We start from the raw sequence: 13,227 nt of genomic DNA on the forward strand, positions 1-13,227 counted from the left end.
ATAAGATTTAAGACCAGGTGCTAGGAACTAATCGCAAAAAAACACAAAGCACCGACGGAGGGAATGGCTATGGTATTGGTAAAATGGTTGGCCCGAATCGTACTCAACCTGTTATTTCAAGCGAGATTCAGCGGTTTGGAAAAGCTCGACTTCCGCAAACCGACCATTCTGATTCCGAACCATCTGTCGCTGATCGACGCGGCGCTGCTCGCTACGCGGCTGCCGGAGGAAGTCACGTTCGTCGTGAACACGCGCATTGCCAAGAGGTTCGCCCTGTTTATCCGGCTGCGCAAGCATATTGCCGTCGATCCGATGAATCCGTACTCCGTGAAGCAGATGGTCAAGACGGTGCAGAAAGGAGCCCCGCTCCTCGTGTTCCCGGAAGGCCGCGTCAATACCGCGAGCGGCGGCTCGCTGATGAAAATATACAGCGGCGTCGGCTACATTGCGCTCCGCACGGGCGCGACGCTGTACCCGATTGCCTTGAACGGCCCGGAACGGTCCAAATTTTCTTACCTGAAGCATAAAATCCGGCAGGTGTGGTTCCCCAAGGTTACCGTGCAGATCGGTGATCCGTTTACCTTGGATTACGACCGGAGCCAGTCGATGAAATCGCAAAAAGAACGCGCTGCGGCGCAAATCCAGAAGAAGCTGGAAGCCGAGCTGGTGAACAGCCGGGTGAAGACCGGGATCAACCTGTTCAACGAACTGCTGACCGCTGCCAAGCATCACGGATACAACTTCCCGGTGTGCGAGGATATAAGCCAGACGTTTACTTATAAAAAGCTGCTGACCGCTTCCTACGTCTTTGCCAGAAAGCTTGCGGCCGAACTGAAAGACGAGCCGGGCGTCGCCGTCCTGCTGCCGAATTCCGCAGCCCATCTGCTTGTTTTGTTCGCGCTGTTCAAGCTTGACAAACGGCCGGCGATCCTCAATTTTTCGGCCGGGGAAAATAACATGCGCATCGCCTGCGAAACCGCTTCCGTCCGTACGATTCTAACTTCCAGACAGTTTGTCGATAAAGGAAAGCTGACGCCGGTGATCGAAAGTCTTGGTCAAAGGTACCGTGTGCTGTATTTGGAAGACATGAAGGACACGCTCCGTGTGAGCGATAAGCTGTCCGGCTTCGCGGATTTCCTGCTCAAGCGGAAGGCGACGGTGAAAAATACCGAGATCGTGCTCTTCACCTCCGGCAGCGAAAGCGTCCCGAAAGGGGTCGTGCTGGACCATGCGAACCTGTATGCGAACATGCAGCAGACGCGCACGGTGATGGACATTAACGCCCAAGACGTCTTTTTCAACGCAATGCCGATGTTCCACAGCCTTGGGCTGCTGGTTACTATACTTCCGGTGCTGAACGGCGTGAAGGTGTTCCTGTACCCGAGCCCACTCCATTACAAAGTCATTCCGGAGCTGGCTTACGATCGTAATGCGACGTTTTTGTTCGGCACCTCGACGTTTCTGGCAGCGTACGGCAAAGCAGCGCATCCGTACGATTTTCAATCGCTTCGCTGCGTAATCGCCGGAGCCGAGAAGCTGAAGGACGAAGTCCGGCAGCTGTGGGTCGACAAGTTCCATGTGTGTCCGGTGGAAGGCTACGGCACGACGGAAGCTTCGCCGGTCGTGGCGATGAACACCCGGATGTGGCACCGCAAAGGCACGGTCGGCCAACTGCTCCCGGGCATCGCATATAAACTGGAGCCGGTACCGGGGCTGGAAGGCGGCAAGCTGCTGATTCAGGGCCCGAACTTAATGAAGGGTTACCTGCTTCACGAAGAGGGCTTCAAGCCGTGCCCCGAATGGTACGATACCGGAGATGTAGTGAAGATCGACGAAGACGGTTTTGTGACGATCGTGAGCCGGGTGAAGCGGTTCGCGAAGATCGGCGGCGAGATGGTATCCTTGAACCAAGTGGAGGAACTTGCGGCAAGCTGTTACCGGGACGCGAACGTGGCCGCAGTCAGCGTGCCGGACAGCCGCAAAGGCGAACGAATCATTCTGTTCGTGACACAGGAAGAGCATCAGATTCAGACGATCAAACAATTCGTGAAAGATCACGGGCATTCTCAACTTATGACCCCGTCCAAGCTGATGCGGGTCGAGAAGCTGCCGATTCTGGGCAGCGGCAAGCCGGATTATGTGGCACTGAAAAAGCTGGCCGAAGAGCCGGCGGCAGACGAAGGAGCGAACGCCGTATGAACCTATGGAACAAACTCAGACTCAAGCCGATCAATGCGCTGCTCATCTCGCAGTTCTGGAGCGCGTTTGCCGATAACGCCATTTTGTTTGCAATCATTGAAATGCTGCGGGCCAAAGCGTATCCCGAATCGTATATCGGCAATGTGCAGCAAGCCTTTCTGTTCGCTTACGTCGTTCTGGCGCCGTTCGTCGGCAGCTTCGCGGATAAGCATCCGAAGTCGGTCGTGCTGCTGATCGGCAACGCGCTGAAAGCGCTCGGGATCGTCGGGCTGCTGCTCGGTCTCGAGCCTGCCTTAAGCTACGCCGTAATCGGAATCGGCGCAGCTGTGTACAGTCCGGCGAAATACGGCATCCTCGGCGAAATTTTGAGCCGCTCCGCCACAGACGCGAAGCAGCTCGATTCCGAGCTGCTCAAGGCCAATGCCAAGATCGAGGGCTACACGATCATCGCCATTCTGGCCGGCACCGTCGGCGGAGGCATTCTGGCGAAGCAGTCGCTGACGGTGTGCATCGTCGCCTGCCTGCTGCTGTACGTGACTGCGCTGCTTTTGTCGCTTTCGATTCCGCGGGTGGCGGGGAACCCGAACATTCATTATGTCAAAGATTCGATCTTGTTTTTTAAAGATATTGCCCGGCTGTTCCGGGACCGGACGGCCCGCTATTGCCTGATCGGCACCAGCTCGTTCTGGATGACGTCGTCGGTCATTCGCGTGGCGGTCATCTCCTGGATTCCGCTGCACCTCGGCATTCACGGCGTCGATCAGATTTCGATGCTGATTGCGGTTACGGCGATCGGCATTATGGCCGGAGCCCTGACCGCTCCCAAACTGATCCCGGCGCACAAGTACTTGAACTCTTATCTGTATGGCGTCGTGATGGTGGTGCTCATTCTCGTTTTCCCGATGCTGAGCAATTTGTACGTGACGGTGTTCATCCTGCTGGCGGTCGGTTTCGCCGGCGGCGTCTATGTCGTACCGCTGAACTCGGTGCTGCAGAAGGTAGGCAACCCGAAGATCGGCGCAGGCAAAACGATTGCCGTGCAAAACTTGTTCGAGAACATCCTGATGTTCGCGGGCGTGCGGGCGTATACGCAGGCGACCGCCGCAGGAACAAGCGTGGAGACGTCGATCTACGGCGTCGGGCTGGTGCTGGCGCTGTTCGTGCTGTATCTCGTGTTTCAGGCCGTGATGCTGAAGCGGAGAAGCGCCGAAGTTGCCGGTTCCCGCGTATGATCATTTGCGTTTAAAAGCAAAGACCGGACCCCGCCGCCTGGCAGGATCCGGTCTTTCTTGCGTTTAGCGTCCCGGCAGCGGGGCCGAGCCGTACGGGTAAGTATACTGAAGCGGTTCGTCGAACGTGATGTAATCGAGGTTGACCATCAGCAGCAAAAAGCGCATGCCGGTTTTCGGATCGCTGATGATGATATGGTCGCGACCTGCGGCTTCGATACGCCCTTTGAAAATTTTGGCGTTCCACTGGGAGTTATTCTCGTACGTCATATACAGCGTAGCGATTTTACCCAGATTGAGGCGCAAAATATTTTCGATGAAGGACTGCTCCATCGGCAGCTGCCCTGGGGTGGTCGGCGCGGCCGCCGTCGGTACCGGCTGTCCTGCAGCGGTAATCGTAGAGCCTGCCGGAATCATCGGCGTTACCGATTGCGCAGTAGGCTGGCCGTAGCTGGGGTAACCGGCGCCGTAAGGAGTCGGCACTGCTTTGCTCGGATTGGTATACATCGCTCATAATCCTCCTTCAAACTTCGCTTGATTTGGGTTTCGACTGGGCTGGAGCACACCATTCATACTATGGTGTGGGCGAATGTTTGGTGACGGATTTTTTATTGGAATTGGAAAGCGATGATACGCAGCCCGAAAGGAAGCGGGCTAACCGAAAATCTGCGACGCAATGACGTAAAGGGTTCCGTTCCGGGGCGGCAAACACGGCGAGTGCAGGACCATCACAGGCGGTTCTTGATCCCGTAGATTGCGCCCGAAGACAGCACCGTTCGCAGCTCGTGCCGGCGAAAGCGACATCATTCCAAACCTCGTCCTTTCGTACGCGGACGCAAAAAGAGCCCTCGATTCCCAAGGGCTCTTCCCGAACTAAAAATCAATGTGATCCGGGTCCGGACCGAAGCGACGGTCTTGGTTCAGGCCGTCCAGACGCGCCATATCCTCGTCGGACAAGGTGAAGTCGAAGACGTCGATGTTCTCGCGGATGCGGCTTTCACGGATGGACTTCGGAATGGTGACCACCCCGTGCTGCAAATCCCAACGTAGAATAACCTGCGCCGGCGTTTTGCCGTATTTGTCCGCAAGCTCGCTTAGCAGCGGCAGATCGAGATTGCCCTGCATCAGCGGACTCCAAGCTTCGAGCTGGATTTGGTGTTCCTTGCAGAACGTCCGCAGCTCCTGCTGAATCAGAAGCGGATGGAACTCGACTTGGTTCACCGCAGGAACGATTTCGCTATCCTGCAGCAAATCCTCCAGATGATGCACTTTAAAATTGCTGACGCCGATCGCCCGGACGAGTCCGTCCTTATACAGCTTTTCGAGCGCCTTCCAAGTTTCCTTATATTTGTCCTTCCCTGGCCAGTGAATGAGGTACAGGTCGATGACCTCGAGCTGCAGCTTGCGCCGGCTTTCCTCAAAAGCCCGAAGCGTGCTGTCATAGCCTTGGTCCGCGTTCCATACTTTCGTCGTGACGAACAGTTGGTTGCGCGGAATGCTGCTGGCTTGAATCGCTTGGCCTACCCCGGCTTCGTTGCCATAGACGGCAGCCGTATCGATGGAGCGGTAACCGGCTTCCAGCGCATGCTGCACGGCTTGGACGACCTCGTCGCCTTCCTTGGTTTTCCAGACGCCCAGTCCGAGCCATGGCATGCGGACGCCGTTGTTCAACACCGTAGTGTCGCTGTTTCGCTGAATCACGGTCATATTCAATTCCCTCCATGGACAAATTTCAATCAATGTTCATGATAACACAGTCGGGTGCGGAACGAAAAATTCGCCTGGGCGTTCCGTCCGTTGGAAACTTCGTTATTGAACGTCGGTATAAAAGAGTTTATTATGTAAGTTAAGGAAAAAATAGAATCAAACGGTAATCACGTGTATTGTCTTCTTGTTTCTGTAAGAACGTTAGCCGCACTGCACCGGCAGGGAGAGGAATAGCATGAAGCTTCGGACGTCCTTTATCTTGTGGTTTGTCGTGCCTGTAACGTGTCTGCTCGCTTTGAGCAACGTCATTTACTATTATACGACGAAACAGATGCTCATGAACAATCACTATAATGAAGTGGAAAGTTTCTCGAGCAATATCAAAGTTTATTTCGAGCATTCCCAACGGTCTGCCGACTATGCCGAAAAGCTGCTGGCGCAAAATTTGCGTCTGGCGGCCATGCTCGCGCAAAGCAAGCTGCCTCCGCGCTTGGAACAGGTGAGCAATAAGGAGTTGACGGAACTAAGCAAAGAGCTGCGCGTGTCGGATATTACGCTATTTCAGCGCAAGGGAGACGATATCGTAGCCACGCGTTCCTCCAATCCTACGCAACGGAACATATCTGCCAAAGAGTTTACCGATTTTTGGTTTCTCGCTCTCAAGCAACTGCTGGACGGTAAGAACGTATCGATTTCCGAAGGCTATACGCTTCCCCATTATTGGTCAGGACCTGTGGACGTTTCATCCTCGGACCCGAATGCGCTCCATAAATTCGGATACTACCATGACGGCCAGACCGACTATATTATTGATCCATACTTCAGACAGGAGGATATGGAGGAATATGTGACCTTGGCTTCTTACATGCACATCATCGAACGTCTGCAGAAAGAAAAACCGTTCCTGATCGAAATCACAGGCTTCAATGCCGAGCGTTTCGGAGAAGAAATTTATGAAGTCAAGCAAAATAATCGGTTGGTTTTTCCTCATCCGACGCGCCCGATCTACTTTGGGCAGTATGCCATGCAGTCGGACGATGATGTGGAGATGGTCAGACAGGCACATCGGGACAAAAAGACGATCAGCTATCAGACAAGCGTTCAAGGAAGTGACGTGATTAAAAGCTTCGTGCCTATTGAAACCGGGCTGCCGTTGGTAGTCGGCCTTGTTTCGGATTACAGCTATATTCAGAACGAGCTGAAGCGTCAATCGGAGCGGCTTCTGACGATCAGCGTCGTGTCCTTCCTGATGCTCGGGGGGTTCGTGCTTGTTTTAATCCGGAGAAGCACGCTTGCAGCGGCTGTCATTTCCGCCGAGAAAATTTATCTTGAAAATATGAACAGCTTATTTACGGCCATCCGGGGGCTAAATCACGATGTCGGCAATATTGTCAATGCCATTCACGCTCATGTGCAAAAGAAGGAATACGACGAGCTGGAAAAAGTAACGCAAGCGTGGGTGAAGGAAGTGGTTGAAATTCAAGATGTCGTTGTGATCCGGCATCCGACGCTATCGGCCATTGTGCAATTCGCGGCCAGCAGCGCGATCAAGCAGAAGGTGAAGCTGGAGCACGACATCGCCGTCACGGGTGATCTGAAGCTGAACGGGGAGAAGTCGCTCGATTTGATTCGCATCGCAACCAATTTAATATCCAATGCGTTTGACGAGACCGTGAAGCTGCCGGTGGAGGAGCGACTGGTTCAAGTGGCCGCTTGGAACGCGGGCCGCTTGCTGTACTTCAAAGTATCCAATCGCGGGAGGCAGATCGGCGATGAGGAGCTGCCCCAGCTTCTAAGCGCGGGCTATTCCACAAAATTCAAGCACGAAGGCTTAGGCTTGCAAGTGGTCAAAGAGCTGGTGCAAAAATATAAAGGGCAGCTGTGGGTAGAAGATTTTGAAAGCGCAGGCGCTACGTTTATGTTCAAAATCCACATTTAGACAATCCAATGAACGATCATAAGGTGGTGAACCGGACGTTGAATCAAGGGGAACGACTGACCGCTTTAATTGCGGAAGACGATTTTGCACAAAAGCAGCTTTTAATTCGATTTGCCGAAGAGCATCATCTCATCGTCGTCGATACGGTGTCGTCGGGAAACAAGCTGGTGGACAAGTATATCGAGCTGCAGCCGGACCTCATCCTTACGGATATTAACCTGGACGATATTTCCGGTCTGAAGGCTTGCCGACTGATTAAGGCGAAGGGGTACGATCCTTGCATTATTGTGGTCACGGCGCTCACGGATATGAAATATGCGGAGGAAAGCTTTGAGATCGATTCGCTTTCCCTGATGCTGAAGCCCGTAACCTCCGAACGGTTCAAGAAAAGCTTGGAGAAGGCGAAGAAGCATTTGACACAGAAAAGAAAGCAGTCGCCCGCAGCCGCATCAAACGACGAACGCTTGATCCGCTTCAAGCAAAAAATCTGCGATTTGGACGGGCGAAACATCCAGCGGGAGCTTTATGTCAAGGAGGAGAAAATTGTTTACATCTCCAAGGACAGCAAGCAGATTTCGATCAAATGGACGGATTCGCATTCGGTTCAGACGATTCATACCTCCTCCACCCTGAAAGAGCTGAATGCGGCGACTTCGCCGCTTCTCTTCCAGTGCAACAAGAGCCAATTGGTCAACGTGAGATATATTCAAAAAATTTGCGCGGATCTGATTACGCCGGGCAATTACGAAATCCTGCTGCATGGCGTGCCCGAATCTTTGACGCTAAGCCGCAGCTGCTTCGCCCATTTTGAGCAGGCCCGTAAGCTGATGGCGGAAGAAAAAGGCGTACAGGACGCGGTGTTAAGGTCATATCCATAACTGCTTGCCGCGTTCTCGGTTTTCCGTATAGAACTACGTTATTCCACAAGAAGTGCGATTTTATGGGAGGAACGATTGCTTGTTTCGTTGTCGGAGATCTCGATCATCGTATCCCACGGGCTGTTCATCAGATAGCCGTAAACCTCGTAGCGTCCCGGTTTCTCCGGGGCGCTTATTTCAATTTGCCGCAGAGCCGCTTTCTCCGGCGGTGCTTCAAACCACCAGTACGGCTTGCCGTCAGGGAAGGGGATCTGCTGATTGTCCATCATTAGCCATACCAGATAATCTTTAGCCCCTGTAAACCCTCCGGCTCGCAGGGCCAGCTTTATTTTTTCATTCGGTTTCGCATGGATGACACTGGGGAATGTTCCGAATTCATCTGTATTTTCGAATTGCTGATTAATCCTGATCCCGCGAACAGGCGAGTTGGAGACTGTAAGAGCACTACGATCCGGGGTATCCGTTTTTATGAATTCGTTTTTTCCGGATTTTTTGATGGTGTATCTTCCCACAATGCCAAAAAAATCAGTAATTTTATCTTGAGTTTCTAAATCATTGTGCTTCGCTGCAATTGCAATGATCAGCGCATGAAGATCAGACGACAGCGATTCGATCGAAAAGCGGACGGGAATGCTTATCGAAGCGCCTTTTGCAAGATTAAAATTAAATTCCTTTACATTGCGAGTTTCCGATTCAACGAAAAAAGGTATTTTGACGTAGTCTACTAAAAGAGTAAGCGAAAAGCTCTGATCTTGTTCAGTTGAATTTTCAAATAGAATGCTATGGTTGAATTCATTTGATTGGCTAAGGTCCAGGAATAATTGGGATACTTCTGCGCCCTGGGCGTCTTTTAACTCTATACTATAGCCTTCGGAGATGATTTTTTTTTCGGCAGGCTTAGACGAATGCATGACCATATTAAATGCAAGTCCGATGGCGCTTCCGAGCATAATGTAGAGTATGAACTTGAATACCTTGCGCAAGCTAATCCTCCTCCGACTCTTTTGGTCAGCAAACAGCCTGGAATTATTGATATACTTTGATTTGGCTCGAGTCAGTTTTGCCTTTATGAGTAGCACCAAACCATCCGTATGCATGGTCACCGCCCGGGGCAGTAAGATCTGTTGTTACATAATCAGTGTTATTTGCCGACCGAGGTTTACTAGGTTTGACCGGCTGTCCGTTCGCGTACTTAATGGCTGCGTCTACACTCAAACGGTCAATTTTGCTTCCATCCACAGATTCTACCGTCGCATAAGCTGTCGTACCGTCGTAACTCAACGTTCCGAGAATTTGTTTTCCATTTACAGGGAAACGAGCAGTATCATTCCCTGCCAAAGCCGAGCCCGTCATGGCGACCAAGAGTGCGCTTGCAACAATAGCGACTTTACCTTTCATTTTAAATCCCTCTATGAATAGAATAGTTACTTCACTTGAATACGACGTCGCTTGTGTGAAGTGATTTCATTATTTCATAAAAAAGTAACTAGATTATATTTTTGTAATAAATGGCTGAAAATATCTATTTTCTTGTGTGAAAATTGTCGAAAACATGCTCCTCTTCAAGCGATTTGAGTAGAGAACCGATTTTTTCGCCGGATAGCTATATCTATTCTCGAGAAAAATATTTACAAATATAACCTAATTTAATATAATTATCCATGTATAAACTTTTATTACTCAATACTTTTGTTTTAAAACATCTTTTGTCGTGGCAGACCCGTCAATCGTCCGTCGTTGTTTTTGTTCGGAAAAAAACGAAGGGAGCGGTAAGTGTGGAGGTCGTCGAAAAGATCGTTTATCCCGATGAGATCACCGGATTCAGCACGGAGGAGCAGCGGTTTGAGCCATATTCGTGGTATCGGGAGATGAGAAGGAGCCATCCGATTCATTTCGATTCGAAGCAACAGGTTTGGAATGTCTTTTTACATCGCGACGTGGAGCGGGTCTTGTCCGATTCTCAGCTGTTTTCCAGCAAAAACGACCGGAGGCTGTCGTCGTTGCCGGTTATAGGAGAGGAAGAGAAAAGCCTGACCTCAATGGACCCTCCCTTGCATGCCAAAAGACGAGGGCTGGTTGCCAAAGCGTTCACCCCAAAGTCGCTTAAGACATGGGAACCGCGAATTGCCGCGGTCGCGCAATATTGTCTGGATCAAGTTCGGGAACAGGATACGATCGATCTTGCCTACGATCTGGCCATTCCTCTGCCGGTGACCGTCATTGCGGAACTTTTGGGCGTTCCGTCGAGCGATTGGAAGCAATTCAAGCTGTGGTCGGATGCGATTATCACGCCGGGCAGCCGCGACACCTATGGCGAAAGCGTGAGGGCAAAGGAGCAGGCACTGAAGGAAATGGCGGACTACATACGGCCAATTATCCGGGAAAAAAGAAGCCGTCCCACGGATGACATCATCTCGGATTTGACGATCGCCGAGCTCGAAGGGGAGTGTTTGAGCGACGAAGAAATTATTCATTTTGGTATAGGATTGCTTTTTGCCGGGAACGAGACGACGACGAGGCTGATCTCCAATGCATTCTATTGCTTTCTGGTCGACCAGCCTACCGCTTACCCGCTGCTCAAGAAGGAGCTATCGCTCATTCCGAAGGCGGTGGAAGAAGTGCTACGCTACCGCTCGCCCGCCCAGTTCATGATGCGCAGAGTTGCACAGGATACGAATGTGTTCGGTGCGGAAATGAAGAAAGGGGAATCGATTATCGCGTGGATCGGCTCGGCCAACCGTGATGAGGAACGTTTTGTCCAAGCGGAACAGTTCGATCTGAACCGGCCGAATAATCAGCAGCACCTGTCGTTCGGAAAAGGGACGCATTTCTGTCTGGGCGCGCCGCTGGCGAGGATGGAAGCGAGCATCGGCTTGAGTGAATTCATGAAGCGCTATTCCCGGCTGACTCTGCCTGAAGATTGGAGCTTGAGTGAAAACCTCGGGCAGAGGGGATTTCTCGCTAAGTTTCCCGTTCACGTCGAGCGGTAGCATATCGGGCGAAAAAACTGAAAGATCAAGGGGATATGGTCCTTTATGAGCTTGTTGAGAAACCCGCTTCCCCGGTGGAGTATATCCCTCCAGTCGCTGCCCTTCCCCAGAAAGTGAAGAAACTCTTAAAAGCTTATTCTGATACTTTCCGGGGACCCCGTCTACTCGTGAACTTGAAATTTGTCCGAGATTTCTACTCCTAAGGTTTCTCAACAGCCTGTCTCCGGTCTTAACCGGAGGCATTTTTTGCGTATGTTCCCTTGGCTAAATGGCCGCCATCTCGATGGGCCGTTCCTCCGGTAGTTCCGGTTTGATTACGCTGCCGCTGATCAGGTATTAATACACCCCGTTTGGTACGGACTAGGAGTTGTCGGTTTGATACCGTAAAAGTGGCGGGAAAAGTAGGGTTTCGCTGTTTTTTGTATTTTTTGACGATATGCAAAAAAATATACGGTGCAATGCCCGGCGTCTCCAAGCGCACAGCCGCTCTTGTCTCTTGATAGGGGATTCGACAATATTTTGAACAACGCCATCCGTTGTTGTCAAACGGTCCGCAGGTTGTTATGATAAAGAGGATCTTTTTAAGAGTGAAGGATATCACAATCGATGTCGAATTCCTCACACAAGGGGGTTGCATAAAGGTGGAAAAACAGGCAAGTTTGGGGATGGGCGTAGAGACGACAGATGTTGAGGCGGATACCGCTATCAACTCGCCGGCTACGTGGAGAGATTTTGTGAATCTCGCCAAACCCGGCATTTTGTTTTCTAACGCGATTACGGCATTTGGCGGCTTTTGGGTCGCTTCCGGCTGGCATATCCAGTGGGATAAATTGATATATATGCTGCTCGGCACTGTGTTGGTGATGGCGTCCGGGTGCGTGCTGAACAACTATTTGGACCGGGATATGGACAAGAAGATGACCCGGACGCAAAAGCGTGCTACCGCAGTAGGCAGCATTGCTCCGCAGACCGTGTTATGGTACGGCATTGTGCTCGGCGTTGTCGGCCTTTCGGTGCTGTGGTTCTTGACGAATCCACTTACCGCTTTGCTCGGTTTGCTCGGTTTGTTTATTTACGTATGGATTTATACCGCATGGTTTAAGCGGTCATCCGTATGGAGCACGTTCGTCGGCAGCTTTTCCGGCGCGATGCCTACGCTGCTCGGCTACTGTGCCGTTCAGGGACAGATCGATGCCGCGGGGCTTATTCTGTACGGCATTATGTTCCTGTGGCAGCCGCCGCACTTCTGGGCGCTTGGCATTCGTCGGATGGAAGAATACCGCGCCGCCGGCTTCCCGCTTCTGCCGGTAGTCAAAGGAACGTACATTACCAAGATGGCGATGGTCCGTTATATCGTGCTGCTCGTGCCTATTTCGCTTTTGCTGTACTGGCTTGGTTACGTAGGACCGCTTTACTTCTTCGCGGCTACGATCATGGGTTTGTACTGGGCGTTCTTGAGCCTCAAAGGGTTCAAAGCGGAGGATGAAGTGCAATGGGCCAAAAAAATGTTTATTTACTCCATTAACTATTTGACCTTGCTGTATATCATCATGGTCATCAGCACCACTCCTTTACCGTAGGGTATTCGCGGACGGTGCAAAACGGTGGATGACAATCCCTTGGCCCCGGCCTTGGGATTTATTTTTTGAATAATGGGAAGGTGAGCGATGATATGCAGAAAACCGGTTTTAAAATCGTCGTCATGGTATTGCTGGTTGGTTTGATTGCAACATTGGCTTATATGCTGGTGAAAGGTCCGGAGAAAAAAATCGGGGTGCTCAAGAAGGCGCCGGATTTCAAGTTGGAAAACTTGGACGGCAAGACGGTAACGTTGGCTGATACCGCAGGAAAAGCGAAGCTAGTATATTTTTATTTTTCCTATTGTCCTGACGTCTGCCCGCCGACGACCTACAACCTGTCTAAAATTCAGGACGCCTTGGTGAAAAAAGGTGTGTTCGGCACAAAGACGGCGCTTCTATCCATCACGTTCGATCCGACGAGAGATACGCCTGAACGGCTCAAGGAATTTTCCGCCCGCTTCCATCCGGATTACAAGGGCTGGTACTTCCTGCGCGGCGACGAGGCTTATACGGCGGACCTTGCCAAAAAATTTGACGTCCTCGTAGCCAAAGACCCGAAAACCGGCAATTTTACGCATACGAACTTGTTTTTGCTGGTCGACGGCAAAGGCGATGTGCGCACCTACTATTCGGGCAACGACGAAAATATCGATATCGAAGGAATCGCAAACGATTTGATTCAGGTTAGCAAGGAATCATAGGCTT

General features: G+C 51.4%; 11 protein-coding genes. 7 read left to right on the forward strand and 4 right to left on the reverse strand.

Translation table 11 applies throughout. The features are described 5' to 3' along the window. Nucleotides 1-69 precede the first annotated feature (69 nt). Both NI000_RS09690 and lplT read left to right on the forward strand, forming a co-directional pair. The gene (locus tag NI000_RS09690) at nt 70-2,199 is read left to right on the forward strand and encodes an AMP-binding protein (protein ID WP_253410195.1); all 2,130 of its coding nucleotides are present in this window, start codon (nt 70-72) and stop codon (nt 2,197-2,199) included. Further along, nucleotides 2,196-3,431, forward strand: coding sequence for a lysophospholipid transporter LplT (lplT, locus tag NI000_RS09695; RefSeq protein WP_253409948.1), 1,236 nt, complete (start codon nt 2,196-2,198; stop codon nt 3,429-3,431). Before NI000_RS09690 ends, lplT begins: the two co-directional genes overlap by 4 nt. Before the next feature lie 63 nt (nt 3,432-3,494). Here lplT and gerQ read toward each other — a convergent pair whose 3' ends face one another. Beyond that, nucleotides 3,495-3,935, reverse strand: a complete 441-nt coding sequence (gene gerQ / locus NI000_RS09700) for a spore coat protein GerQ (RefSeq protein ID WP_253409950.1) — start codon at nt 3,933-3,935, stop codon at nt 3,495-3,497. 366 nt (nt 3,936-4,301) lie between these two features. Then, the gene (locus NI000_RS09705; RefSeq protein ID WP_253409951.1) at nt 4,302-5,135 is read right to left on the reverse strand and encodes an aldo/keto reductase; all 834 of its coding nucleotides are present in this window, start codon (nt 5,133-5,135) and stop codon (nt 4,302-4,304) included. Nucleotides 5,136-5,370: 235 nt separating this feature from the next. Between NI000_RS09705 and NI000_RS09710 the strand changes: the two genes are divergently transcribed. Next, complete coding sequence (locus tag NI000_RS09710) at nt 5,371-7,074, forward strand: sensor histidine kinase (RefSeq protein ID WP_253409953.1); 1,704 nt, start codon at nt 5,371-5,373, stop codon at nt 7,072-7,074. 8 nt (nt 7,075-7,082) lie between these two features. Next, nucleotides 7,083-7,952 (forward strand): LytR/AlgR family response regulator transcription factor, encoded by an 870-nt coding sequence (locus NI000_RS09715; protein ID WP_253409955.1) that lies wholly within the window; start codon nt 7,083-7,085, stop codon nt 7,950-7,952. 38 nt (nt 7,953-7,990) lie between these two features. Here NI000_RS09715 and NI000_RS09720 read toward each other — a convergent pair whose 3' ends face one another. Together NI000_RS09720 and NI000_RS09725 are read right to left on the reverse strand one after the other, a co-directional pair. Beyond that, nucleotides 7,991-8,935 carry a hypothetical protein gene (locus tag NI000_RS09720; RefSeq protein WP_253409957.1) on the reverse strand — a complete coding sequence of 315 codons (945 nt, stop codon included), beginning with the start codon at nt 8,933-8,935 and terminating at the stop codon, nt 7,991-7,993. A gap of 43 nt (nt 8,936-8,978) precedes the next feature. Further along, nucleotides 8,979-9,350: a hypothetical protein gene (locus NI000_RS09725; protein WP_253409959.1), complete on the reverse strand. Its 372-nt coding sequence runs from the start codon at nt 9,348-9,350 to the stop codon at nt 8,979-8,981. A gap of 377 nt (nt 9,351-9,727) precedes the next feature. Here NI000_RS09725 and NI000_RS09730 point away from each other — a divergent pair, with 377 nt between their 5' ends. The 3 genes from NI000_RS09730 to NI000_RS09740 all read left to right on the forward strand — a co-directional run bounded on the left by NI000_RS09730 (nt 9,728) and on the right by NI000_RS09740 (nt 13,223). Beyond that, on the forward strand, nt 9,728-10,942 hold the full coding sequence (locus NI000_RS09730; protein WP_253409960.1) for a cytochrome P450: 1,215 nt from the start codon (nt 9,728-9,730) through the stop codon (nt 10,940-10,942). Between the two features lie 641 nt (nt 10,943-11,583). Further along, a complete protein-coding gene (gene cyoE / locus NI000_RS09735) occupies nt 11,584-12,522 on the forward strand; it encodes a heme o synthase (RefSeq protein ID WP_253409962.1) in 939 nt (312 codons plus the stop codon). 92 nt (nt 12,523-12,614) lie between these two features. After that, on the forward strand, nt 12,615-13,223 hold the full coding sequence (locus tag NI000_RS09740; protein WP_253409964.1) for an SCO family protein: 609 nt from the start codon (nt 12,615-12,617) through the stop codon (nt 13,221-13,223). Nucleotides 13,224-13,227: the final 4 nt, after the last annotated feature.

Origin of the sequence: Paenibacillus tyrphae (assembly GCF_024158745.1) — a bacterium.
GTDB lineage: Bacteria > Bacillota > Bacilli > Paenibacillales > NBRC-103111 > Paenibacillus_G > Paenibacillus_G tyrfis_A.